Source organism: Corynebacterium sp. AOP12-C2-36, assembly GCF_052379185.1.
Lineage (GTDB): Bacteria > Actinomycetota > Actinomycetes > Mycobacteriales > Mycobacteriaceae > Corynebacterium.
In genome coordinates, this window is record NZ_JBQSYJ010000002.1 from 118362 (window position 1) to 142258 (window position 23897).

Here is a 23897-nt window from a genome sequence, read left to right on the forward strand (position 1 = left end):
GCGGTCCGGTTGAGAACGGGGGACACAGGAGAGACGACGCTGCCCGGGTTACCGTGACAACGTGCAGGTCAGGGCTGGCGGCCGCGCAGCTCCGGGGGAGTGTCGGCGTAGTAGCGGCCGAGGAACTCGTCGCGGTACTCCTCGAAGCGTCCGTCCTCGATGGAGCGCCGGATGTTGTTCGTCAGCGTCACCATGAAGTGGATGTTGTGCAGTGTGCACAACGTGCCCGCCAGGTACTCCTTGGCGCGCAGCAGGTGGTGGATGTAGGCGCGCGTGTAGTTGTCGCACACGTAGCCGCCGACACCGGCGTCGATCGGGATGAAGTCGTGGCGGTGACGTCCCGCCATGAGGTTCAGGCGTCCGTCCAGCGTGTACACCCCGCCGCGACGGGCGAGGCGGGTCGGTGCCACGCAGTCGAAGGTGTCCGCACCTGCGGCGATGGCGGTGAACAGGTCGTCCGGCTCGGAGATCCCCAGCATGTGGCGGGGCTTGTCCTCCGGCAGCTCGTCGCACACCCAGCCGGTGATGGTGCCCAGGTTCTCCTTCTCCAGGGCACCGCCGATGCCGAAGCCGCCGAAGCCGCGGCGCCCCGCGTCCTCCGCCTCCTGCGACAGGTCCACGAGTCCGCGTGCGGCCTTGCGTCGCAGGTCCTCGTACTGCGCGCCCTGCACCACACCCCACAACGACTGCAGTGGACGGTGGCTGCGCTCGAGGGTGAGACGCTCGTGCTCGAGCAGGCAGCGTCGCGCCCACCGGTGCGTGCGTTCCACGGACTGCTCCTGGTAGACGCGGGTGTCGACCAGGGTGGTCAGCTCGTCGAAGGCGAACATGATGTCCGCCCCGAGGCTGTGCTGGATCTGCATCGACTTCTCCGGGGTGAACCGGTGCTTCGACCCGTCGATGACGCTGCGGAAGTCGACACCGTCCTCGTCGACCAGGGCCATGCGCTCCTTCTTCGCCGCGCGGATGTCGCCCTCGGTGAGGTTGGTGACGTCCATCGCCAGCACCTTCTTGAAACCGACGCCCAGGCTCATGACCTGGAATCCGCCCGAGTCGGTGTAGGTCGGTCCGTGCCAGTTCTCGAATGCGGCGACGCCGCCGGCGGTGTCCACGATCTCCTCGCCGGGCTGCAGGTAGAGGTGGTAGGCGTTCGACAGCACCGCCTCCGCACCGGTGGAACGGACCTGCTCGGGGGTGAGCGTCTTCACCGTCGCCTTCGTACCGACGGGGATGAACGCCGGGGTGTGGACGTCCCCGTGCGGGGTGTGGATCACGCCGGTACGCCCGTGCGCCGGGGTCCCGTCCACGGTGCCGACGCGGCTGCCGAGCTCGAAGGTGGTGTCCGGTGCCACGTGGTCGGGCGTGGGGGAGTCAGTCATGGTGGATGAGTCTATCCGCCGACGGCGCGGATGCAGGTTTCGGCTACGCCGCACCGTAACGCTGGCGAGCGGCCTCCCCACTAGTTCCGAGTGCTTCACCGAGTTCGCGCCAGGAGACCTTGCTGCCGCGTGCGGTGTGGATTGCGTCGGCAAGGTCGCTCTCCGCGGCATCTCCGCGCCATGCGGCCAGCTTCACTGCCATGACAGGCGGAAGCTCGCGGCTGTCGTCGCCGGGGGCGGGATCGTAGTTCTCGAAGGCGTCGGCGAGCTCCTCGGCGTGGGACGTGATGTCGGCAAGTGTTCGTCGGGTCATTGGGTTATCCCCTCAGGTATTTTTTTCCGGGCAGGGCGCATCGCGTGGACGACGGCGACTCCGTCGTGCCAAGCGACGAGCCCGATTTCAACAGGCGTGCCGTCCCAGCCAGGTCCGATGATCATGGTCATTCCGTCCTCCTGGACAAACTGGCTGATCGGGTATCGGAGTGCGTGTTTGATGATCTCGTCAGAGACTCCGTGGCGGTGGGCGGTTTCAAGGATCTGGAGATCGTCGTGCTCGGATCCCAGAATACCTCGTCGCAAGTAACCTTGTCGAGGGTTGAGATGGTTTTCATCACTGATGTCCTTCATGTTCCCCCATTCCCCTTTGTCCCCGTGTGTCGGTTCTTTCACTGTAGCCGGAAACCTGTGTGCCGACCTGTGTGCCGTTGCCAGGACCGGGGACTACCCTCGGTCCACGGAGAACCGAATTCCGACCCTTTTCTAGGAGACGCCTCAATGACCACCGCACGACAGATCGTCCTCGCCAGCCGCCCCACCGGCGCGCCGACCGCGGAGAACTTCCGCTTCGAGGAGGTCACGTTGCCGCAGGTGGAGGACGGGGAGCTGGAGCTCAAGGTGCAGTACCTCTCCCTCGACCCCTACATGCGCGGACGGATGAGTGCCGCCAAGTCCTACGCCGAGCCGGTCCCCGTCGACGGCGTGATGACGGGTGAGACCGTCGCCGAGGTGACCGTCTCACGCCACCCGGACTTCGAGGTCGGTGACCTCGTCCAGGCGCACACCGGCTGGTGCACCCACGCGGTGCTGCCCGCCACGCACGTGCGCACCCTGCAGACCCACGGTGCCCCCGCCACCGCCGCCCTCGGCGTGCTGGGCATGCCCGGGTTCACCGCCTACTCCGGCATGAAGGTCATCGGCCAGCCGAAGAAGGGCGAGACCGTGGCCGTCGCCGCGGCGTCCGGCCCCGTCGGCTCGATGGTCGGCCAGCTCGCCCAGCTCGCCGGTGCCCGCGCCGTCGGCATCGCCGGAGGTCCGGAGAAGTGCGCGTTCGTGAAGGACGAGCTCGGGTTCGACGCCGTGGTCGACCACCGCGACCCCGACTTCGCCGACAAGCTCGCCGAGGCCTGCCCGGACGGTGTGGACGTGTACTACGAGAACGTCGGCGGCGCGGTGTGGGACGCCGTCCTGCCGCTGCTCAACAAGTTCGCCCGCGTGCCGGTGTGCGGCCTGGTCGCCCAGTACAACAACGCCGGTGGCGGCGACACCGACCGGCTGCCCGTGGCGATGAGCACCGTGCTCTCCCAGAGCCTGCTGATCCGCGGTTTCATCCAGATCGAGTTCGCCGAGGAGTACTACCCGGAGTTCCTCGCCGAGATCGGGCCGAAGGTCGCCGACGGCACCATCAACTACCGTGAGCAGGTCGTGGAGGGTTTCGACAACATGCCCGAGGCCTTCGCTGGCATGCTCGAGGGGAAGAACTTCGGCAAGCTCGTGATCAAGGTCGACTGACATGTGTCAGCCGCCGCGGCCCCCGAACACCGCGTAGAGCAACGGGACCGCGGAGACCAGCATCATCGTGGTGCCGACGACCCCCGCCGCGCCGTCGGCCCCGCGCAGTACCGCGCCGCCGACGACCAGACCCACGAAGACGATCGCGGCGACGACCCGCACCGCGGCGCGTTCCAGGCGCTTGAGCTGGCGTTCCACCTGCGGTGTGTTCACCGACAGGTTGCCGCTCTCGATCATGGTGATCGCGTCGTCGAGCCGTCGGGGCAGGCGCCCCAGCACGCGGGCGGTGGCCAGCCCCGTCGTCACCGCACGACGCGCCACGTCCTTCGCCGAGGCGCCGGCACGCTCGCGCACCAGGCGGGCGGCGAAGGGCTCCACCGACTCCCAGATGTTGAACTTCGGGTCCAGGGTGGAGCACAGCCCGGACAGCATCGACACCGCACGCATGATCAGCAGGAAGTTCTCCGGCAGCTGGAAGGGCAGCGAGCGGATCACGTCGCGGAAGCGCTTGGCGAAGTCCTCGAATTCTCGCGGGTCCACGTACTGCAGGTCCATCACACCCATCCCGCCGAAGCGGGCGAAGAGTTCGGTGACGGCGACCTCGAGTTCGTCGGTGTCGGCGGTGGGCAGCAGGACGCCGAGACGTTTCATCGCCGCGACCATGCCGGCCCCGTCCTGCAGTCCGACGGCGACGACGAGGTCCTGCAGGCGGGTCTTCAGGTCCTCGTCGACGGTGCCGGTCATGCCGAAGTCGATGAAGGTCAGGCTGAAATCCCCGCCCCCGCGCGGCGTGACGAAGATGTTCCCCGGGTGCGGGTCGGCGTGGAAGTGGCCGGTGTCGAAGAGCTGGGTGAACATCGACTCGGCCAACCGGTCGGCCACCTCGGAGGGGTCGACGCCGGCGGCGCGCAGCGCACGCACGTCGCTGATCTTGACCGCCGAGACGTCCTGCAACGTCAGGACGCGGCGGGCGGTGCGTTCCCAGACGACCGTCGGTGCGTCCTGCGCCGGGTGCGCGAGGTTGCGGAACTCCGCGCCGAAGGACTCGGCCTCGGCGCCCTCGTGCAGGTAGTCGATCTCCTCGGCGCTGGTGTGTGCGAACTCCTCGACCAGGGCCGGGACGTCCGCGCGCGCGGCGATGAAGCGGATGCTCGACAACCACCCGGCGATGCGCCGCAACGCGGCGAGGTCGACGTCCACGATCTCGCCGATGCCCGGGCGCTGCACCTTCACGACCACGTCGGTGAAGCCCACGTCCGTGGCGTCCTGCGGGGTCAGTTGCGCCTTATACGCCTGACCCAGGGAGGCCGCGGCCAACGGGACGGAGTCGAACGCGGCGAAGGCGCGGGACAACGGCATGCCGAGCTCGGACTCCGCCAGGGCGCGGATCTGCGCGAAGTCCTCGGCCGGCACCTTGTCCTGCAGGCCGGCGAGCTCGTCGGTGACCGCGGTGGGCAGCACGTCGATGCGGGTCGACATGAACTGGCCGACCTTGATCATCAGCCCGCCGAGGTCGGTGGCCAGCGCGCTGAACCGGGCGGCGGCGCGGACGATGCGTTGCTCCTGGTTGCGCTGGCTGAACCTGCGCAGCCCCAGACGCGGCAGCAGCAGCTCGAACCACCACATCACCACCATCAGCCGCAGGCCGAAGGTGGTGATGCGCCGGTAACGGCGGCGTAGGTCAGGCGTCTGCGGCACCGTCAGCTTCTTCGGTTTCTTCGGCGAGGATGCCGTAGATCCGGCGGCGTGCCTCGTCCAGCAACGCCGTCGCCCGACGCCGCTGGTCCTCGCTCCCGCCGATACCGACCTGGTGGACCGCCTGGCCCAACTTCACGCCGGCCTTCGGCAGCTCACCCCGGCCCTCGAACAGGCGGGACAGCCCGTCCCACGGGGCGACGGCATCCGCGTCGGTATCGCCGGCGGCCGCGGCCTCGTCGCGTCCTTCCTGGGTCAGGGTGAACGTGCGGCGCCCGTCGGTCTCCGCCACGGTCGCCAGCCCGTCGTCGACGAGCAACTGCAGCTCCGGGTAGATCTCGGCGGCACCGGGTGCCTCGGACGAGTCGTCCTGCGCGGCGATCTCGCGGACGATCTGCCCGCCGTGACGCGGGCCGTCGGCGAGCACGCCCAGCACCAGGGCGTGGACGCTGACCCGCGGCCGCTCCGAACGGGAGGAGCCAGTGGGCCGCGACTGTCGTGATTCGCGGGGGTCCTGCAGCGGGAACGGGAGGTACCCGCGCATGGTGTCGAGCATGGTCCACAGCGCGTCCGGGTCCGGTGCGCCGTCGAATCGGTTGTGGTGGGTGTATCCCATGTCAGCGCCTCCAAGCGCCTGGTGACGAATAGGTGGACCCCACCAACGCTACCCGCGGTTGGCGCGCAGCACCTCGACCGCGCGCACCGTCGCATGACCACGCCACTCCAGGGCGGCTGCCGGGGAATAGCTGGCGAAGTCCACCGGCCACCCGCCGTCGGCGCACTGCGCGCCGGCCAGGCGTTCCAGGTCGGCCTCGACGGCCGCGGCGTCCAGCAGCCTACGCACCGGGCGTCCCGGGAACGGGGCGAAGTCCAGTAGATTCAGCGATTCGTCGCTGGCACCCTCCGCAACCACCGGAACCTTCCCGTCGGCGGGCACGAACCGGGACAACCGGTCGAGCAGGGCGGGGGAGTCCGGGTACTCGGCCACGTCGAGAGCGTCGAGCAACTGCAGGGAGAAGGAGAGGACGTAGGCGAACGGGGGGTCCTGCATGTCGGCGAGGGCGTCGATCGCCTCGAGGCAGTACCGCGTCGCCGTGCGCAGCCACGGGTGGCCGCTCACCCTCGCGTCCGTGCGGGCGAGCAGGTGCGCCTGCGCAGCCACCGCCGCGGTGATCTGCACCGACGACTCCTGCGGGTCCGCCTGCGCCCAGAACGGCGCGCAACCGGTCGGGTCGGCGACGGGTAGCGCGAACGGCAGACCACCGTCGGCCAGGGTGACCGACGCCAGCCAGTCCAGCAGTGCCTCCAGGTGCGGGGAACGCGCCGGGGCGCAGCTGACCAGCGCCTCCAGTGCGTGCAGGGCCCCGGCGGGCTGGCTTTCCGGGGCGCGCAGGTCCGGTTCCAGGCCCCAGCCGTAGCCGCCGTCGTCGTTGCGGTAGGCCTCCAGCGCGCCGAGCACGGCCGTGTGGCCGGTGCCGGTGGTCAGCACCTCGAAGCGTCGGCGGTCGAGGGCGTGGGCATGGGCGGCCATGAAGATGGTGGCTGCAGTGGCGGCTGAGGAAGAAGCGTCGGGGCTCATGCCGCCCCAGCATGGCACAGCGCGTGGAAACCCCACCGGCTGGTCGCACCGACCAGTGGGGTTGCGACTGCCCGCGATATCCTGGGCGTCATGAACGTCCCCGCCACCAACGGCCGCTACGCCCCCAGCCCCAGCGGCGACCTGCACCTCGGCAACCTGCGCACCGCGGTGCTCGCAGAAGCGTGGGCGCGCTCCACCGGCCGCGGCTTCGTCCTGCGCATCGACGACATCGACGCCGCACGTTCCTCGGAGATCTCCGCCGACCGGCAGCTCGAGGACCTCGAGGCCGTGGGCGTGACCTGGGACGGGGCGGTGGCGCGCCAGTCGGAGTCGGTGGACCGCTACGACGTCGCCCTGGAACGCCTGCAGGACGAGGGCCTGGTCTACGAGTGCTACTGCTCGCGAAAGGACATCCGCGAGGCCGCCCGCGCCCCGCACGCGGTCCCCGGCCACTACCCGGGAACCTGCCGTGACCTGCAGGACGACGAGCGGGCAGGACGCCGCGACGCCCTCGCCGCCGAAGGTCGGGTGCCTTCCTTGCGGCTGCGCGCGCAGGTCGGGCAGTGGACGGTGCGCGAGGCCTTCGCCGTCGATGGCGGCACCTACACCGGCGACGTCGACGACATGGTGCTGCGCCGTGGCGGGGTCGGGCAGGACGCCGGCTTCGCCTACAACCTCGCCGTCGTCGTGGACGACACCCTCGCCGGGGTGGACCAGGTGGTGCGCGGCGACGACCTGCTCAGTTCCGCGCCACGCCAGGGGTACCTGGCGCATCTGCTGGAACTTCCCGAGGTGGAGTACGTGCACGTGCCGCTGGTGCTGGGGCCCTCGGGTGAACGGCTGGCCAAGCGCGACGGTGCGGTCACGCTGCGCGAGATGCCGGGCGACACGCTGGAAGAGAAAGGCCGGGCGGCCCGGGAGTGGATCGAGACGTCGATCGGGGCGGCGGCGCTGGCGGACCCGAGGAAGCTGGCCCGCACACCTGTGACGTTCTAGTCCCGCCTACCGCACCGATCGTCCCCGGAACGCCGGGGTGACCTTCTTCGCCGCCGCCTTCTGCGCGACCTGGGTATTCTTTGCCACGAGCAGGCGGAACTGCCGGGCGCGTTCCAGCCAGAAGGTGGCGCGCGGGCCGCGGGTCCAGGTCTCGTCGACGAGTTTCTTGGCGTAGGCCACGGAGTCCGGTGAGCGCGTGGCGACGAGTTCGGCCAGCGCCTCGGCGTCGGCGACGGGATCCTCGGAGACCTCGCTGGCCAGCCCGTGGTCGACGGCGGCGGTGCCGTCGAAAACCTCGCCGGTCATGGTGAGGCGCTTGAGCAGGTCCGCCGGAAGCTGCTGCTTGAGGGTCTGCATGCCGGACATGTCCGGGATCAGCCCCCACTTGGCCTCGAGGATGCTCCACTGCGCGTCGGCGGTGGTGATGCGCCAGTCGGCGGCCATCGCGAGCTGCAGTCCGCCGCCGAAGCAGTGGCCGTGCACGGCGGCGATGACCGGCACAGGCAGACGCCGGAATCCCCAGCACGCCTCCTGGAACTGGTTGGTGCCGCGCCACGGCCGGGGCAGGAAGGACGCGACGAGCGCCGGCGGTTTCGCCATCGCCGAGGCGAAGTCGAGGCCGGCGCTGAAGGCGCGTCCCTCCCCGGAGATCACCACGGCGCGGATCGTACGGTCGGCGCGGATGCGCCGGGTGATGGCCACCAGTTCGTCGAGGACGCCCAGGGTCAGCGAGTTCAGCTTGTCCGGACGGTTCAGGCGGACGTGGGCGATCCGGGCGGGTCCGTCGGTCACGGTGAGGGTGGGGAGGTCGGTCATGGTGCCAACGCTAGAGGACGCGCCGGGCCGGTGTGAGTGGTTCAGCCGGTTCAGCTCCGGACCTGGTCCACCGCGGCGAAGGTGTCGTCCAGTTCGTCGAGGGACCAGGGCACCGACGCCACCGTCGGCTGGCTCAGCGCCATCGCCGAGGTGGCGTCCGGCAGGTAGGCGGACCCGTTCTCGACGGCGGTGAGCTGGTCCCACCCCTCGAGGTCGGAGGGATCGATCCCGATCGCCCACATCGCCAGGAAGTCCGTGTTCAGCAGGCTGATGTTCTCTTCGGCGATGAAGGCGCGTGCACCGTCGTTGCTGGCGGCCAGGATGTCCTCGGGCAGGCTCATACCCAGGTCGGTGAGGAAGCCGTTGGCGGGGTCCTTGTCGTCGGTGACCACGGCGAGGCCCTGCTCACTGATCTGTCCGAAGGCGGCGGAGGCGCCGTCGAGTCCAGGGTGGGCGTCCTTCGTCTCGTCGAATCGAGCGTCGACCTCCTCGACCAACCCCGCGGCCTCGTCGGACTTGTCGAGGATCTCCCCGGCCAGCTCGGTGACGGTGCGCCAGTCGTCGGACTGGGTGTTGTCTCCGACCACGACCACGGCGACGGTGGGGGCGATGGCGTTGAGCTTGTCGTATGTCGCCTGGTCGGGGACGTAGCTGACGAAGATGACGTCCGGTTCCACCGCGGCGATCTCCTCGCTCTGGTCGGCGGTGCCCTCCGCGCTCGCGGTGTAGGTCTCGACCGTGCCGGAGTCGCCAGTTGCCCAGGGCCTGTCGTCGTAGCCGTCCATGCGGTACTCCACGTCGACGGGGTCCCCGAGGGCGCTGAAGGCGTCCGTCCAGGCAGGGGAGAAGCTCACCACCGTCTCCGGGGTGGTGGGGACGTCGGTGGTGCCCATGGAGTGGGTGACGGACACGGTGTCCGGGGCGTCGTCGGATCCGGAGGAGTCGTCCCCGTCTGAACAGGAGGTCAGGGCGGCGGCGAGGAAGAGGACGGCGGTGGCGGCGCAGCGGCGTCGCACAACGGGGGAGGCGTTCATGATAGCGAAGCCTATACTAACGTTCGTCCACGGGGAATGTTCACGGGGAATGTTTCCGGGGGAACCCGTGACGGCCCCCGCGTGTCATGGTGTTGTGGCTGTGTTCAGTATTCACTAAGTTAATGGCACTATGGGAACGTTGGAGGAGAACCGGAGCCTCCCGGTGTACCGGGCGGGGGGAGTTGAGTTTCGGCGTTCGCGCGTTCGGGCGCGACGAGGTCCTCGACCGCGACACCACCTGGGGTGAGCACGCCCACCCCACCCACGAGCTGCTGTGGCACGACTCCGGGTCCGGTGTGGTGCGGGTGGGCGACCGTCTGTGGACGGTTGCCGGGGCTGTGGCGCTGTGGATCCCCGCAGGTCTGGTCCATTCCGGACGTGCCTTCGCCGGGTCGAGGCAGCGTACCGTGCACTTCACCGTGGACACCCCGTCGCTGGGCTCGGGTCCGGTGGCGGTGGAGCTCACGCCGCTGCTGGGCCTGCTGATCGACCGCCTCGGTACCGGCGGGATCGGTGAGGAGTCCAGTGAGCTGACCGAGCGGATGATCCTGGACGTCCTGCGTCCGTCGGTGCACGAACTCGTCCTCGCCGTCCTGCGGGCGGGGTTGATCAGCCCCATCGTGGAGACGGTGCGCGACGACCCCGCCGACCAGACCACGTTGACCGCGTGGGCGTCGCGGATCGGGGTGAGCAGCAGGACGGTGACCCGGACCTTCGAGGCGGAGACGGGGTTGGGGTTCAGCCGGTGGGTGGCGATGGCGCGGGTGAAGCACGCCGTGGCGTTGCTCGGTGTCGGCCACGAGGTCTCCGAGGTCGCCGAACGGGTGGGGTACCGCTCGGCGAGTGCCTTCATCACCGCCTTCCGGCGGGCGACGGGCGTCACCCCGGGGCAGTTCCGGGCACCGGCGCTCGTGTCCGATCCGAGCAACCAGCTGTCCTGAATGCGTGGTTGCGGGCAGGTCAGGCTCGTGATATTTTGTACAGGCATGCCTAATTTCCGGCATCCCTGACGTTTCATCCCCCGCGAAAGGCCCGTGACCCATGACCCGCACCCTGCGCGTCCCCCTTTCCCAGCTCAGTTCGCTGCGGACCCTGCTCATCGCCCTCGTGGCGGTCCTCGGCCTGGTGCTGACCGCCTGCTCCTCCGACGGTGGTGACGACAGCGACGGCAACGGCGGTGGCTCCAGTGACACGATCACCGTCGAGCACGCCTTCGGCACGACCGAGATCGACGGCACGCCCGAGCGCGTCGCCACCGTCCAGTTCGAGAACCAGGAGGTTCCCCTGGCCCTCGGCGTGGTGCCGGTCGGCATGGCCAAGGCCAACTTCGGCGGCTCCGACGTGCTGCCCTGGGTGCAGGAGAAGCTCGACGAGCTCGGCGCCACCGGCGACGAGGCCCCCGTCCTGTTCGACGAGACCGACGGCATCGACTTCGAGGCCGTCTCCGACACCGCGCCGGACGTGATCCTCGCCGGCTACTCCGGCATCACCGAGGAGGACTACGAGAAGCTCTCCGAGATCGCCCCGACCGTGCCCTTCCCGGCGGACCAGGTCGCCTGGGGTACCACCTGGCGCGAGAACATCGAGATCGAGTCGAAGGCCATCGGCAAGGAGGATGAGGGCCAGGACCTCATCGCCGACCTCGAGGAGCAGATCGCCGCGGCCGCCGACGAGCGCCCGGAGATCAAGGGCAAGAAGACGATGTTCCTCACCCACGTCGATCCGACCGACCTGAGCCAGGTCAGCTTCTACACCACCCACGACGCCCGCCCGAAGTTCTTCGAGGACCTCGGCATGGAGGCCCCGGACTCGATCCGCGAGTTCTCCGAGGACAACCCGGACTTCAGCGGCACGATCAGTGCCGAGCAGGCAGACGTCTTCGACGACGTGGAGATCATCGTCACCTACGGTGATCAGGAGATGCTCGACACGATGAAGGACGACCCGATCCTCGGCCAGATCCCCGCCATCCAGAACGACGCCGTCGTGCTGCTCGGCCACGACGAGCTCGGCACCGCCGCGATGCCCACCCCGCTGGGCGTGCCCTACATCCTCGACGACTACGTCGCCGCCCTGGCCGACGCCGCCGCCAAGGGCGAGGACTAAGGCTCCGCACGGTAATGACGAGCACGACCAGTACGAACACAGCCGAGACCACGGCTGAGCGCCTGCGCCGTTCGACGACGCTGCGCACCCTCTGGCTGGTCGTGGCGGTGGTCGTGCTGCTCGTCGTCATGGCGGTCTCCACCGCCGTGGGCTCGCGCGACGTGGGGCTGGCCGACATCCTCGCCGCCTACGGGGGCTCCGCCGACGGTTTCGACCAGGCCTCCGTCGCCAAACGCATCCCCCGCACCGTCCTGGCCGTCGTCGCCGGGGCGGCGCTCGGCGTCACCGGCGCGGTGATGCAGGGCGTCACCCGCAGCCCGCTGGCCGACCCCGGCATCCTCGGGGTCAACACCGGTGCGGCGCTGGCGGTGGTCATGGGCATGGCGTTCCTGGGCCTGACCACCACCAACCAGTACATCTGGCTGGCGATGGCGGGTGCGGCGGTGACCGCCGTGGTCGTCTACGTCATCGGCTCACTGGGCCACGGCGGGGCCACCCCGCTGAAACTCGCGCTCGCCGGCTCCGCCACGGCGGCGGCGTTGACGTCCTTCATCAGCGCGATCATGCTCACCCGCGCCGACCTCGTCGACCTCGCCCGCGACTGGCAGATCGGCGGCGTCGGCGGCGGCACGTGGGACTCCATCCGGCTCGTCGCCCCGTTCCTGGTCGTGGGTTTCCTGGTCTGCCTGCTGTCCGCACGCGGGTTGAACTCCCTCGCCCTCGGCGACGAACTGGCCGCCGGGCTGGGCGAGCGGGTGGCCTTGACCAGGGCGTGCGCCGCCCTGGGGGCGGTGGTGCTGTGCGGTGCGGTGACGGCGGTGACCGGGCCCATCGGGTTCGTCGGCCTCGTCGTCCCGCACGCCTGCCGGCTGCTCGTCGGCGTGGACCACCGGTGGCTGATCCCCTTCGCCGCGGTGTCCGGCGCGGTGCTGCTCGTCGCCGCGGACATCCTGGGACGCATCGTCGCCCGCCCGTCCGAACTGGAGGTCGGCATCCTCACCGCCCTGATCGGTGCGCCCGTGTTCATCGCCATCGTCCGACGTCAGAAGGTGCGTGCGCTATGAGTGTAACCAGCACAGTTCAGGCCGTCGCGGCGGAACGACGCGGCCGCCACCGGCGGTGGTGGACGCTCGTGGCCGTGCTCGCGACCCTCGTCGTGGCGTCCTACCTGGCGTCCTTGAGTTACGGGCACACCGTGTACCCGCTCGGCGACGTGTGGCGCGTGGCCACCGGGGAGACCGTGCCCGGGGCGAGTTTCACCGTGGGGCGCCTGCGCCTGCCGCGCGCGTCGCTGGCGGTGGTCTGCGGCCTGGCCTTCGGCCTCGGCGGGGTGGTCTTCCAGACGATGCTGCGCAACCCTCTGGCCAGCCCGGACATCATCGGCATCAGCTCCGGGGCGTCCGCCGCGGCGGTCTTCGCCATCCTCAGCCTGTCGCTGAGCCGGGCCGGCGTGTCCGCCTTCGCCATCGCCGCCGGGCTCGGTGTGGCGCTGCTCGTCTTCGCCCTGGCGTGGAAGGGCGGGGTGGCCGGCACCCGGCTGATCCTGGTGGGCATCGGGGTCTCGGCGATCCTCACCAGCCTCACCAACTGGCAGCTCTCCGGGGCACAGACGTGGGACACCCAGACGGCGATGCGCTGGCTCACCGGCAGCCTCAACAACGCCGTGTGGAACGACGTCCGTCTCGTCCTGCTCGCCCTGGTCGTGCTGGTGCCGGTGCTGCTGGCGCAGTGGCGCAACCTCTCGGTCACCCAGCTCGGCGACGAGACCGCCGGCGCCCTCGGCGTACGCGTCACCCTGACCCGGCTGGTCCTCGTGGTCGCGGCGGTGGGGCTGATCGCCTTCGCCACCGCCGCGGCCGGGCCGATCGCCTTCGTCGCCTTCCTGTCCGGGCCCATCGCCGCACGGCTCGTGGGGCCGGGCACCAACCTGCTCGTCCCCGCCGCCCTCGTCGGCGCTCTGCTGGTGCTCGTCGCCGACTTCGCCGGCCAGTGGGCCTTCGACGCCCGCTACCCGGTGGGCGTCGTCACCGGTGTACTCGGCGCGCCGTACCTGATCTACCTCATCATCCGCACCAACCGGCGCAACGCCACTGGAGGCGCACTGTGACTCGTGAACACTCCCTCGCCGTCGAGGACCTGAACCTGGGCTACGGGGACCGCGCGGTGATCCGCGGCATCGACCTCAGCGTGCTGCCCGGCAGGGTCACCGGCATCATCGGCGCCAACGCGTGCGGCAAGTCCACGCTGCTGAAGTCCATGTCCCGGCTGCTCAAGCCCACCTCGGGCCACGTCCTGCTGGACGGCAGGGACGTGCACTCGCGTCCGGCCAAGGAGCTCGCGCGCACCCTGGGGCTGCTGCCGCAGTCACCGATCGCCCCGGAGGGCATCACCGTGGCCGACCTGGTGGGACGCGGACGCCACCCGCACCAGGGCATCATGTCGCGCTGGTCGGCCGCCGACGACGAGGCCGTGGCCTTCGCCCTGGACACCACCGGCACCGCCGCGCTGGCCGACCGGGCCGTCGACGAACTCTCCGGCGGGCAGCGCCAACGCGTGTGGATCGCCATGGCGCTCGCACAGCAGACCGACCTGATGCTGCTGGACGAGCCGACGACCTTCCTCGACGTGGCCCACCAGGTCGAGGTGCTGGACCTGCTCACCGACCTGAACGAGGCGTCCGGCATCACCATCGTGATGGTGCTGCACGACCTCAACCTCGCCGCCCGTTACTGCGACCAGGTCGTGATGATCGCCGACGGGGGAGTGGAGGCCGTGGGCGCGCCGGCGGAGATCTTCACCGAGGCCCGCGTGGAGAAGGTGTTCGGGCTGCACTCGCGCATCATCGACGACCCGGTGTCCGGCACGCCGCTGGTGCTGCCGATCGGACGGCACCGGGTGCTGTGAGCTAACCGGTCGCACCCGTGTTCATCCCCGGGTTCATCCCCAGGTTCGCCCGCAACGTGGAGTGCGTGGGGAGCCCCGACGGGGACGGTCGGGCGCCGAGGGACACGAGCTCCGGCACGACCTCGTCGCACAGGAACCGGAGGTCCTCGGGGATGAGCCGGGGCATCAGGATGAACCCGTCCAGGCCCGTCTCCTCGACGATGCGCACCAGGTGCCCGGCGACGTCCCGGCCGGACGGCGCACGCCCGCCGGTGGCGGGGGTGTGGAAGTGCAGTCCCGCCGGGCCCGGCTCGCCAGGGGAGCCGAACTCGGGGAACCCGGCGGCGGAGACGAAGTAGCCCGGCATGAGCCGCGGGGCCGTCCTGCCCGGTACGTCCCTCCTCCCCGGCGAAGGTGCGCAGGGTTCCGACGGCCCGGCGGGCGTCGTCGGCGTCCCTGAGTGCGGTGAACACCACGTCGGCGTCGCGCGCCGCGGTGCGCAGGAAACCGTCGGACGCCCCGGCCATCACCACCGGCGGGTGGTCCTGCACGGACCGGTGCAGGGTGAGCGGGCCGGCGACGTCGAAGTACTCGCCGTGGTGGTCGACGGGGCGCACCGTACCGGGGCGCGTCCACCGCCGGGCGTCGGCGTCGGCGACCACCGCGTCGGCGTCCCAGGACGTCCACAGCCGTTTCACGAGGGACACCGCCTCGGCGTGGCGTGCCTTCATCCCCTCACGCGTGTCCTCCGGGCGGTGCGCGAAGTTCGGCTGCTCCAGGCCCGGGTGCGAGGACACCGCGTTCCAGCCGGCGCGTCCCCCGGACAGGTGGTCGAGGCTGAGGATCTGGCGGGCCAGCGGGAAGGGCTCGTACCAGGTGGTGGACAGGGTGGGGACCAGGCCGATGCGGGAGGTGACGGCGGCGAGGTAGCTGAGCAGGGTGAGCGGCTCGAACCAGCTGTCCACCATCGACGGGTCGGGGCGCCCGGGCGGGGCGGCGTTGGCGACGTGCTTGTCGGGCAGGAAGAGGAAGTCCATGCCGGCGGCCTCGCAGTCACGGGCGAGCCCGGCGTACAGCGTGGGGTCCATGGCGCGGGAGGTGAACTCCGGGGACTCCGGCCAGGCGTTCTGGAGCTGCCACGGGCTTGCGGGGAGGACGCCGAGGTACATGGTGGTGAGCCTAGCATTGCCTCATACCGGAGAGCCGCCCTCCGGGCCGCGCCCGGTCGGCCTATGATGGTTCACGACGCGAAGTACACCGGCAGGAACGGGAGATCAAGATGGTCAAGGTAATGGTCACAGGCGTGGACTCGAGCGAGACGGCGCTGCGGGCCGCACGGAAGGCCGCCGAGCTGGCGGAGGGGTTCGGGGCGGAGCTGCACGTCGTCACCGCCTACGCGGCGAACGACTCCTACAGTATCGAGACCGAGGGCGGCAGGGACGGCAGCAGCCCCGCGGCGTCCTCCACGACGTCGGACGGTCTGGCGACCAACGCCCGCAGCAGCGCGGACGCCGTCGCCGCCGAGTTGCGCGCGGCGCACCCGGAACTCACCGTCGTGGCGTCCGCCGGGGTGGGCTCCCCGGCGGAGGTGCTCGTCGGCAAGGCCGAGGCGCTGGACGCCGACCTGATCGTGGTGGGAAACAAGCGCGTCCAGGGGCTCGCGCGGATCCTGGGCAGCGTGGCGCGCAAGGTCACCGCCGAGGCGGGCTGCAACGTCTACATCGTCAACACCGTGCATCGATAGAAGGGCCGGCACCCGCCTGGCACACTGGACGCATGCCTGAACAGCAGCCCACCGCAGGGGCCTACGCGCACGGGTTCGCCCGCGTCGCCGCCGCCACCGTCCCGGTCGCCGTCGCCGACCCTGCCACGAACGCCCGCACCATCCTCGACACCGCCCGTGACCTGCACGGGCGTGATGTCGCCGTCGCCGTGTTCCCCGAGCTCAGCCTCACCGGCTACGCCATCGAGGACCTGGTGATGCAGGACGTCCTCCTCGACGCCGTCACCGACGCGCTCGCCGACATCGTCGCCGCGTCCGCCGACCTCCTCCCCGTGCTGGTCGTCGGCGCGCCGCTGGTGCACGGCAACCGGCTGTACAACTGCGCCGTGGTCGTCCACCGTGGCCGCGTCCTCGGTGTGACCCCGAAGTCCTACCTGCCGACGTACCGGGAGTTCTACGAGCGCCGCTGGTACGCGCCGGGCGACGACGTGCGCGCGGCGAGCATCAGCATCGGCGGGCAGGACGTCCCCTTCGGCTCCGACCTGCTCTTCGAGGCGTCCGACGTGCCCGGGCTCACGCTGCACGCGGAGATCTGCGAGGACATGTGGGTGCCGGTGCCGCCGTCGTCGCTGGCGGCGCTGCAGGGGGCGACGGTGCTGCTGAACCTGTCGGGCAGCCCGATCACGGTGCAGCGCGCCGACGACCGTCACCTGCTGGCGAAGTCGGCGTCGGCACGCAACCTGGCGGCGTACGTGTACGCCGCCGCAGGTCAGGGCGAGTCCACCAACGACGTCTCGTGGGACGGTCTGACGATGGTCCACGAGCGCGGCGTGCTGCTCGAGGAGACGGAGCGTTTCCCCGACGGCCCGCGCGTCAGCGTCGCCGACGTGGACGTCGCCGGGCTACGCGCCGCGCGCCTGCGCCAGGGCACCTTCGACGACAACCGCCGGAGCGTGCAGGACGCCGCGGGCACGCGGGACGCGGCGTTCCGCACCGTCTCCTTCACCCTCGGCGCCCCGCGCGGTGACGTGGGACTGTACCGCGACGTGGCGCGCTTCCCGTTCGTGCCCGGCGACCCGGCACGTCTGGCGCAGGACTGCTACGAGACCTTCAACATCCAGGTGTCCGGCCTGGTCCAGCGGCTGCAGGCCATCGGGAACCCGCGGCCGGTGATCGGGGTGTCCGGCGGGCTGGACTCCACCCACGCGCTGCTGGTCGTGGCCCGGGCGATGGACCGTACCGGGCGTCCGCGCTCCGACATCCTGGCCTACACGATGCCCGGCTTCGCCACGAGCGACCACACGAAGTCGAATGCGGTGAAGCTCGCCGAGGCGATGGGGGCGACGATCGAGACCCTGGACATCCGGCCGGCGGCCACCGAGATGCTGCGGCAGATGGGGCATCCCGCCGGCGACGGCGAGCCGGTGTACGACGTCACCTTCGAGAACGTGCAGGCGGGCCTGCGCACCGACTACCTGTTCCGCCTGGCCAACCACCTCGGCGGGGTGGTGGTGGGCACCGGTGACCTCTCCGAGTTCGCCCTGGGCTGGTGCACCTACGGTGTCGGCGACCAGATGAGCCACTACGCGGTGAACTCCGGTGTGCCGAAGACGCTGATCCAGCACCTGATCCGCTGGGTCATTGCCGACGGGACCGTGGTCGGGGAGGACGCCGCGGTGGTGCTGCGCTCGGTGCTGGACACCGAGATCAGCCCGGAGCTCGTGCCCGCCGGGGCGGACGGGCAGGTGCAGTCGACCGAGGACACGATCGGGCCGTACGCGCTGCACGACTTCACGTTGTGGCACGTGCTGCGCGGGACGCGGCCGTCCACGATCGCCTTCCTGGCGTGGCACGCATGGCGCGACGCCGACGCCGGCGAATGGCCCGCGGGGTTCCCCCCGCAGGACCGCTACACCTACGACCTGGCCACGATCGTGCGGTGGGAGCGCACGTTCCTGCAGCGCTTCTTCGGATTCGCGCAGTTCAAGCGCACCGCGGTGCCGAACGGGCCGAAGGTGTCGCCGGCGGGTTCGCTGTCGCCGCGGGGCGACTGGCGGGCCCCGTCCGACGGCAACGCCCGCGCCTGGCTGGCGGAACTCGACGCCGCGTACCCGCCGGAGTAGTCGCGTCCCGGAGAATCCCCCGGAACTGTCGACTAGAACGCCGCGGAACTGTCGAGCAGCGCGGCGAACTCCTCGTCGGGCATCAGGGAACCGCCGGTCAGCCACGCGATGTGCGTGCCGCCGTCCCCGTCACCGTCCCCGAGACATCCTGCTGCGCGCAGCCCCGCACAGGCGGACGGCTCAAGCTTCATGCCGGCGACGTCGTGCGCCAGGCGTAGGACGCGCATCAGTTCGTCGTCGGTGACGGTGGCGTACCCGGCGACGAGGTGGCCGACGGTCGCGTCGACGAATCCGGAGGGACGCCCGACCGCCAGACCGTCGGCGAGTGTCGCCTCGCCGCGTCCGATGTCGGTGACGGCGACGGCGTCGTCGCGCCCGGTGAGCCGGCCCAGCAGGAAGGAGGGCATCGCCACGGGTTCGACGAACACGCAGCGTACGGCGTCACCGAAGGTCTCCCACAGCCCGTAGGTGATGCCGCCGGGTGCCCCGCCGATACCGCACGGCAGGTACACGGTCAGCGGGTGCCCGGCGTCGACGACGACGGAGGACGCCGCGAGCTGACCGGCGAGGCGGCGTCCTGCGACGGCGTAGCCGGCGAAGAGGCTGCGGGAGTTCTCGTCGTCGATGAAATGGGCGTGCGGGTCGGCCTCGGCGGCGAGACGTCCGGCGTGCACGGCCTCGGTGAAGTCGGTCTCGTGCTCCACGACCTCGACCCCGGAGGCGCGCAGACGGTCCTTCTTCCACTGTTTGGCGTCGTGGGACATGTGTACCGTCACGGAGAAGCCGAGCACCGCGCCCATCAGTCCGATGGACATGCCCAGGTTGCCGGTGGAGCCGACGACGATCCGCCGGGTGGCCATGCGTTCCCGGGTGGTCTCGGAGAGGAAGGTCAGTGGCCCGTCGGCAAGGTCGATGCCCAGCTCGTCGGCGGTCTCCACCGCGGTCTGGAGGACCTCGTGGATGCCGCCGCGGGACTTCACCGAGCCACTGACCGCCAGCGAGTCGTCCCGCTTGACCCACAGGTTCGCCGGCACGGGTGCGTCGAACCCGGTGCCCAATGCCTCGCTGAGCGCGGTGACCTTCGTCAGCTCCGACTCGATGATGCCGCCGCGGCCGCGGGTGTCGGGGAAGAGCTCCTCGAAGAGCGGGGCGAACCAGCGGAAGCGGTCCTCCGCGGCGTCGACCAGCGGGGCAAGCGCGCTGAGTGCGCTGTGGTCAGGCGCCGTCCCACCACGGTGGGGACGCCACACGGTGGGGCGTCCGGCGACGAGGTCGTCGAAGACGGCCCGGTCGGCGTCGGTGGTCAGGGCGTCCCGAAGTGAGTGCATGGTGGCCGAGTCTAGAGGTGCACGTCCGGAGGTGGTCGCTCACACCAGTTCATCGCGGTGCGGCGGTTGCGCCCCGGCACGCGACACCGCCACCGCGGCGCTGGCCACCGCGGTGTCCAGTGCGCGGGCCACCCGGTCGGTGCCGAGGGGCTCACCGGCGACGAGCAGCCGGTCGCTGCCGTCGCTGACCAGGGCGAACAGGAGGCCGGACATGAAGGCGTCGCCGGCGCCGATGGTGTCGGCGACCTCCACCTTCCGCCCGGGCACCTCGTGGGTGACGCCGTCGACGACGGCGGTGCAGCCGTCCGCGCCGCGGGTCATCACCGTCACCCGCGGGCCGGACGCCGCGACGTCCGCCAGCACCTCGTCCGCGGTGCGGCCGTCGCCGAGCCAGGCGGCGTCCTCGTCACTGAACTTCACCACGTGGCAGGACGCCGCGAGGTCGCGGATCACGCGGCGCGCGGTGCCGGCGTCGCCCATGATGTCGGGGCGCACGTTGGGGTCGTAGGTGCGCAGGACGCCGGGGCCGGCGGTGGCCACGGCCGTGCGGGCCACCGTCCCGCCCGGCTCGAGGACGGCACCGATCGAGCCGGTGTGCACCACCGTGACCCCGGAGGTGTCCGAGACGTCCGGCGCGGGGAGGTCCCAGACGAGGTCGAAGTCGTAGCTCGCACCACCGTCGTCGGCGAGGGTGACCGTGGCGGTGGACGTCTGGTCGTCGACGAGCGCGCCGTCCGGCACGGCGACGCCCTCGTCCGCCAGTCGTCCGGCGACCATCCCTCCGTAGCCGTCGCGTCCGATGCGGGTGTGCAGCGTGGCGGGGAGCCCGAGGCGGGCGAGACCGACCGCGACGTTGAGCGGTGACCCGCCGACGTAGCCGTGGCGTTCCTGCGTCGGGCCCTCCTGGACGACGTCGACGAGGGACTCGCCGATCACGGCGATGCGGGTGGTCATCGGTGGGGCTCCTGGGATGCTCTCGGGTTCTACGTTTTCCGGGTTCAACGTTTTCCGGGGCCAGTGTAGGCGCGGTGCCGGTACGCTCATACCGGTTGGTAGGAGACGGAGGAGGTGCGCGGTGTCTGTGACGGTGATCGGGGTGCTGCTCGTCGGGTCGTTGGCGGCCGGGTGGGTGGACGCCGTGGTCGGTGGTGGGGGACTGATCCTCATCCCGCTGGTGATGATCCTGAACCCGGGGATGTCCAACGCCCAGGCGTTGGGCGTGAACAAGGTCGCCGCGATCTTCGGGACCGCCAGCTCGGCGGCGGTGCTGGCGCGCAAGGTGCCCTCGGCGCGTAAGGCCCTGCGTTTCGCGCCGGTGGCGTTGCTCGGTTCGGCGGGTGGGGCGATGATCGCCTCCTCGGTGGACAAGCAGGTCATGCGCCCGGTGATCATCGTGCTGCTCGTCGCCGTGGGGGTGTTCATCGCCGTGCGGCCCTCGTTCGGGCAGAGGGCGGGGGCCGGTGCGTTCGCCGGGACAGGCCCCGGGGTGCGCACCTGGCTCAGCCTGACCGCCCTGGTCGCCGCGATCAGCGTGTATGACGGCACGTTCGGTCCCGGCACCGGGCTGTTCCTGATCCTTGGCTTCACCTCCCTTTTGGGTGGGGACTTCATCACCAGTGCCGCGTGGGCGAAGGTGATCAACGTGTTCACCAACCTCGGCGCGCTGGTCACCTTCGCGCTGCAGGGCGAGGTGCTGTGGCTGCTGGGCCTGGGGCTGGCGGTGACGAACGTGGTCGGCGCGCAGATCGGTGCCCGGATGGTGCTCGGCAGGGGGACCGGGTTCGTGCGCGTGGTGATCCTGGTGGTCGTCGTCGTGATGTCCGCGAAGCTGGGGTACGACCTGATCGCGGGGTGAGCGGTGGTGAGCGGTGGTGAGCGCACGACGAAACCCCCGGTCCGAGGACCGGGGGTTTCGTGTTGGCGGAGGATAGGGGATTTGAACCCCTGAGGGATGTGACTCCCGCACGCGTTCCAGGCGTGTGACATAGGCCGCTAGTCGAATCCTCCGCCGAGAAATATACACACGACGGTGTCGCAGATGCAAAACGCGGGTGAATTCCCAGGTGGGAGGGTGAAAATGGGGTGACGCCGGCATGTGGCGGCGCTGCCGGGCGACCGGTCTTGGCTCCGCGGGGCCCGGCTTGCTACTATGAGGACCGGACGCCGCGCGGCGTGCATCTTGTGAACTCCCCCAGGGCAGGAATGCAGCAAGGGTCAACGAGCTCTGGCGGGTGCGCGGTGTCCTCTTATTTTTTCGCGGTGGTGACACCGTAGGGCGGTGGGGGCGGCCTGCCCGGGGGCGGACGTCCTGGAGGACGGGTTCAGCGCGGAACCGGTGGTGCTGACGGGTGGGGCGCACCCTGTCGGTTCCCGTCGCCGCCAACTACACTCGGACCGAACCCACCCGTTGAAGTCGAGGAGGTCCTGCGGGACTATGAAGCTCACCCACGCGAACACCGCGAACGCCGAGAACACCGACGTGATCGAGAACCTGAGGTCCCTGAGGGGCGAGGCCGACAAGGCCTACCGCGAGCTCAAGGAGCGCAACCTGACGCTCGACCTCACGCGTGGAAAGCCTTCCGCCGAGCAGCTCGACCTCGGCATGGACCTGCTCAGCCTCCCGGGCGTGAACTACACCTCCGAGGACGGCGTGGACACCCGCAACTACGGTGGCGGCGACGGCCTCAAGGAGATCAGGACGCTGTGGGCCGAGCTCCTCGGCGTGGACCCGTCGCTGCTGATCGCCGGCGACTCGTCCAGCCTGAACATCATGTTCGACCTGGTGTCGTGGTCGCACACCTTCGGCAACAACGACTCGCAGCGCCCCTGGTCGGCCGAGGAGACCGTGAAGTGGATCTGCCCGGTGCCCGGCTACGACCGCCACCACACCATCGCCGAGACCTTCGGCTACGAGATGATCACCGTGCCGATGACCGAGCAGGGCCCGGACCTCGACGCGGTGCGTGAACTGGTCAAGGACCCCGCGGTCAAGGGCATGTGGACGGTGCCGGTGTTCTCCAACCCGACCGGCTGGTCGGTCTCCCGCGAGGTGGCCGAGGGTCTGGCGTCGATGGAGACCGCCGCCCCGGACTTCCGTGTGGTGTGGGACAACGCCTACGCGGTGCACACCCTCACCGAGGAGTTCCCCGAGGTCATCGACATCGTCGCGCTGGCCGCGGAGCAGGGCAACCCGAACCGTTTCTGGGCGATGTCCTCGACCTCGAAGATCACCTTCGCCGGTGCCGGTGTGGCGTTCTTCAACTCCTCGGCGGCGAACCTGGACTGGTACCGCAGCTTCGCCTCGGCGCGTGGCATCGGCCCGAACAAGGTCAACCAGCTGGCCCATGCCCGCTACTTCGGCGACGCGGAGGGCGTGCGCGTGGTGATGCGCAAGCACGCCGGGATCATGGCGCCGAAGTTCACGGCGGTGACCGACATCCTGCAGCGCCGCCTCGGTGACCTGGGGATCGCCGAGTGGACGAACCCGGACGGCGGCTACTTCATCTCCGTCGACGTGGTCGACGGCACCGCTTCGCGCGTCGCCGAGCTGGCGAAGGACGCCGGCATCGCGCTGACGGGTGCGGGTGCGACGTTCCCGTACAAGAAGGACCCGGACAACCGGAACCTGCGGCTCGCCCCGTCGATGCCTCCGCTGGAGGAGGTCGAGGTCGCGATGGACGGCGTGGCGACCTGCATCCTGCTCGCCGCGATCGAGGCGGCGGAAGCCGCGGCCGCCGGAGAGTAGCCTGTGAATCTCGAGGAGACGACGTACTGGGTCGGTGACCTGCTGCCGGGTGAGTTTACGACGTCGCGGCGCCGGGTGAGCCAGAGCTTCCCGGAGTTCACGGTCGCCGAGATCCACCTGGGTGGGGAGGATGAGGCGGCTGACGCGGAGACCGTTGCGGCGACGCTGGACGCCGCGCGCATCGAACCGTTGCTGGTCACGGAGGACGGTTCGGACCTGCGGGTCGAGTTCATCACCGTGACCACGGGTCACGGCCGTGCGGCGGCGGACCTGGTGATGGCCGCGGCGACGATGATCTCCCGTGACCCGATCCAGCTGTCGCCGCAGCCGGGGCTGCTCCTGCCGAAGCTGGGTTGGCACGTGGACGACACGATCACCGCGCAGCACGGTCTGCTCGTCCCGCCGTTCCTGTGGGAGGACGGGGTGCCGAACGTCCACGAGGTGAACTTCGGTGGTCGTCACGGTGGCGGGTCGCAGCACGAGTACACGCATCCGGAACGGATGACGGTGTTCGCTCAGTTGGTGATGCTCACCGAGGACGAGTACCGCGTGGCGGTGGACGGTGGTCCTGGTGCGGTGCAGCAGATGCTGGCGACGTCGCAGGCGAATCTCAACGACGTGTGGCGCTGAGCCTCCGGGGCAATTCTGGTCCTGACCCGCACGTCCGGCCCCTGCACCTGTGAAGGTGCGGGGGCTTTCGGC

General features: G+C 70.3%; 22 protein-coding genes, 1 tRNA gene, 1 other RNA gene and 1 pseudogene. 13 read left to right on the forward strand and 12 right to left on the reverse strand.

Annotated features, from left to right (window positions below; all coding sequences use genetic code 11):
- Positions 1-68: 68 nt before the first annotated feature.
- The 3 genes from tgt to ACT3UN_RS01985 are packed head-to-tail and all read right to left on the reverse strand — an operon-like array spanning position 69 to position 2006.
- A complete protein-coding gene (gene tgt / locus ACT3UN_RS01975) occupies positions 69-1379 on the reverse strand; it encodes a tRNA guanosine(34) transglycosylase Tgt (protein WP_444656030.1) in 1311 nt (436 codons plus the stop codon).
- Positions 1380-1422: 43 nt separating this feature from the next.
- Positions 1423-1692, reverse strand: coding sequence for a hypothetical protein (locus tag ACT3UN_RS01980; protein WP_444656032.1), 270 nt, complete (start codon positions 1690-1692; stop codon positions 1423-1425).
- Positions 1689-2006: a hypothetical protein gene (locus ACT3UN_RS01985; RefSeq protein WP_444656034.1), complete on the reverse strand. Its 318-nt coding sequence runs from the start codon at positions 2004-2006 to the stop codon at positions 1689-1691. The genes ACT3UN_RS01980 and ACT3UN_RS01985 overlap by 4 nt, the downstream gene beginning before the upstream one ends.
- Positions 2007-2153: 147 nt before the next feature.
- Here ACT3UN_RS01985 and ACT3UN_RS01990 point away from each other — a divergent pair, with 147 nt between their 5' ends.
- Complete coding sequence (locus ACT3UN_RS01990) at positions 2154-3167, forward strand: NADP-dependent oxidoreductase (protein WP_301441754.1); 1014 nt, start codon at positions 2154-2156, stop codon at positions 3165-3167.
- Between the two features lie 6 nt (positions 3168-3173).
- Here ACT3UN_RS01990 and ACT3UN_RS01995 read toward each other — a convergent pair whose 3' ends face one another.
- Genes ACT3UN_RS01995 through ACT3UN_RS02005 form a run of 3 tightly spaced genes read right to left on the reverse strand, consistent with a single transcriptional unit; the run spans position 3174 to position 6441 of the window.
- The gene (locus ACT3UN_RS01995; RefSeq protein ID WP_444656036.1) at positions 3174-4865 is read right to left on the reverse strand and encodes an ABC1 kinase family protein; all 1692 of its coding nucleotides are present in this window, start codon (positions 4863-4865) and stop codon (positions 3174-3176) included.
- The gene (locus ACT3UN_RS02000; RefSeq protein WP_444656038.1) at positions 4849-5478 is read right to left on the reverse strand and encodes a PadR family transcriptional regulator; all 630 of its coding nucleotides are present in this window, start codon (positions 5476-5478) and stop codon (positions 4849-4851) included. The genes ACT3UN_RS01995 and ACT3UN_RS02000 overlap by 17 nt, the downstream gene beginning before the upstream one ends.
- Positions 5479-5526: 48 nt before the next feature.
- Positions 5527-6441 (reverse strand): hypothetical protein, encoded by a 915-nt coding sequence (locus ACT3UN_RS02005; RefSeq protein WP_444656040.1) that lies wholly within the window; start codon positions 6439-6441, stop codon positions 5527-5529.
- Between the two features lie 90 nt (positions 6442-6531).
- Here ACT3UN_RS02005 and gluQRS point away from each other — a divergent pair, with 90 nt between their 5' ends.
- Positions 6532-7437, forward strand: a complete 906-nt coding sequence (gluQRS, locus tag ACT3UN_RS02010) for a tRNA glutamyl-Q(34) synthetase GluQRS (RefSeq protein WP_444656042.1) — start codon at positions 6532-6534, stop codon at positions 7435-7437.
- A 6-nt stretch (positions 7438-7443) separates the two neighbouring features.
- Here gluQRS and ACT3UN_RS02015 read toward each other — a convergent pair whose 3' ends face one another.
- Together ACT3UN_RS02015 and ACT3UN_RS02020 are read right to left on the reverse strand one after the other, a co-directional pair.
- The gene (locus ACT3UN_RS02015; RefSeq protein ID WP_444656044.1) at positions 7444-8253 is read right to left on the reverse strand and encodes a crotonase/enoyl-CoA hydratase family protein; all 810 of its coding nucleotides are present in this window, start codon (positions 8251-8253) and stop codon (positions 7444-7446) included.
- A 50-nt stretch (positions 8254-8303) separates the two neighbouring features.
- Positions 8304-9287: an ABC transporter substrate-binding protein gene (locus ACT3UN_RS02020; RefSeq protein WP_444656046.1), complete on the reverse strand. Its 984-nt coding sequence runs from the start codon at positions 9285-9287 to the stop codon at positions 8304-8306.
- Positions 9288-9469: 182 nt separating this feature from the next.
- Here ACT3UN_RS02020 and ACT3UN_RS02025 point away from each other — a divergent pair, with 182 nt between their 5' ends.
- From ACT3UN_RS02025 to ACT3UN_RS02045, 5 genes are all read left to right on the forward strand, one after another.
- The gene (locus tag ACT3UN_RS02025) at positions 9470-10228 is read left to right on the forward strand and encodes an AraC family transcriptional regulator (RefSeq protein ID WP_444656048.1); all 759 of its coding nucleotides are present in this window, start codon (positions 9470-9472) and stop codon (positions 10226-10228) included.
- Positions 10229-10328: 100 nt separating this feature from the next.
- Entirely contained in the window at positions 10329-11393 is a 1065-nt protein-coding gene (locus tag ACT3UN_RS02030; RefSeq protein WP_444656050.1) for an iron-siderophore ABC transporter substrate-binding protein, read from the forward strand.
- A gap of 14 nt (positions 11394-11407) precedes the next feature.
- A complete protein-coding gene (locus ACT3UN_RS02035) occupies positions 11408-12457 on the forward strand; it encodes a FecCD family ABC transporter permease (RefSeq protein ID WP_444656052.1) in 1050 nt (349 codons plus the stop codon).
- Positions 12454-13500 carry a FecCD family ABC transporter permease gene (locus tag ACT3UN_RS02040; protein WP_444656054.1) on the forward strand — a complete coding sequence of 349 codons (1047 nt, stop codon included), beginning with the start codon at positions 12454-12456 and terminating at the stop codon, positions 13498-13500. Before ACT3UN_RS02035 ends, ACT3UN_RS02040 begins: the two co-directional genes overlap by 4 nt.
- Complete coding sequence (locus ACT3UN_RS02045; protein WP_444656056.1) at positions 13497-14297, forward strand: ABC transporter ATP-binding protein; 801 nt, start codon at positions 13497-13499, stop codon at positions 14295-14297. The genes ACT3UN_RS02040 and ACT3UN_RS02045 overlap by 4 nt, the downstream gene beginning before the upstream one ends.
- Positions 14298-14671: 374 nt before the next feature.
- Here ACT3UN_RS02045 and ACT3UN_RS02050 read toward each other — a convergent pair.
- Positions 14672-15445 (reverse strand): annotated as a pseudogene (locus tag ACT3UN_RS02050) (LLM class flavin-dependent oxidoreductase); the annotation flags it as partial.
- A gap of 134 nt (positions 15446-15579) precedes the next feature.
- Here ACT3UN_RS02050 and ACT3UN_RS02055 point away from each other — a divergent pair.
- Both ACT3UN_RS02055 and ACT3UN_RS02060 read left to right on the forward strand, forming a co-directional pair.
- Positions 15580-16020 carry a universal stress protein gene (locus ACT3UN_RS02055; protein ID WP_444656058.1) on the forward strand — a complete coding sequence of 147 codons (441 nt, stop codon included), beginning with the start codon at positions 15580-15582 and terminating at the stop codon, positions 16018-16020.
- A 32-nt stretch (positions 16021-16052) separates the two neighbouring features.
- Positions 16053-18122 (forward strand): NAD(+) synthase, encoded by a 2070-nt coding sequence (locus ACT3UN_RS02060; RefSeq protein ID WP_444656060.1) that lies wholly within the window; start codon positions 16053-16055, stop codon positions 18120-18122.
- 32 nt (positions 18123-18154) lie between these two features.
- Here ACT3UN_RS02060 and ACT3UN_RS02065 read toward each other — a convergent pair whose 3' ends face one another.
- Both ACT3UN_RS02065 and ACT3UN_RS02070 read right to left on the reverse strand, forming a co-directional pair.
- Positions 18155-19450 carry a D-serine ammonia-lyase gene (locus ACT3UN_RS02065; protein ID WP_444656062.1) on the reverse strand — a complete coding sequence of 432 codons (1296 nt, stop codon included), beginning with the start codon at positions 19448-19450 and terminating at the stop codon, positions 18155-18157.
- Positions 19451-19489: 39 nt separating this feature from the next.
- Positions 19490-20404 (reverse strand): carbohydrate kinase family protein, encoded by a 915-nt coding sequence (locus ACT3UN_RS02070; protein ID WP_444656064.1) that lies wholly within the window; start codon positions 20402-20404, stop codon positions 19490-19492.
- A gap of 121 nt (positions 20405-20525) precedes the next feature.
- Here ACT3UN_RS02070 and ACT3UN_RS02075 point away from each other — a divergent pair, with 121 nt between their 5' ends.
- Positions 20526-21305: a TSUP family transporter gene (locus ACT3UN_RS02075; RefSeq protein ID WP_444656066.1), complete on the forward strand. Its 780-nt coding sequence runs from the start codon at positions 20526-20528 to the stop codon at positions 21303-21305.
- 63 nt (positions 21306-21368) lie between these two features.
- Here ACT3UN_RS02075 and ACT3UN_RS02080 read toward each other — a convergent pair.
- Positions 21369-21457: transfer RNA gene (locus ACT3UN_RS02080), tRNA-Ser, on the reverse strand.
- Between the two features lie 147 nt (positions 21458-21604).
- On the opposite strand from ACT3UN_RS02080, the gene ffs reads away from it, so the two are divergent.
- The 3 genes from ffs (at position 21605) to ACT3UN_RS02095 (ending at position 23825) form a co-directional block, all read left to right on the forward strand.
- Positions 21605-21701: signal recognition particle sRNA small type (gene ffs / locus ACT3UN_RS02085), an RNA gene on the forward strand.
- 183 nt (positions 21702-21884) lie between these two features.
- Positions 21885-23195, forward strand: coding sequence for an aminotransferase class I/II-fold pyridoxal phosphate-dependent enzyme (locus ACT3UN_RS02090; RefSeq protein WP_301441772.1), 1311 nt, complete (start codon positions 21885-21887; stop codon positions 23193-23195).
- 3 nt (positions 23196-23198) lie between these two features.
- Positions 23199-23825, forward strand: coding sequence for a hypothetical protein (locus ACT3UN_RS02095; RefSeq protein WP_444656068.1), 627 nt, complete (start codon positions 23199-23201; stop codon positions 23823-23825).
- The last annotated feature ends 72 nt before the right edge of the window (positions 23826-23897 follow it).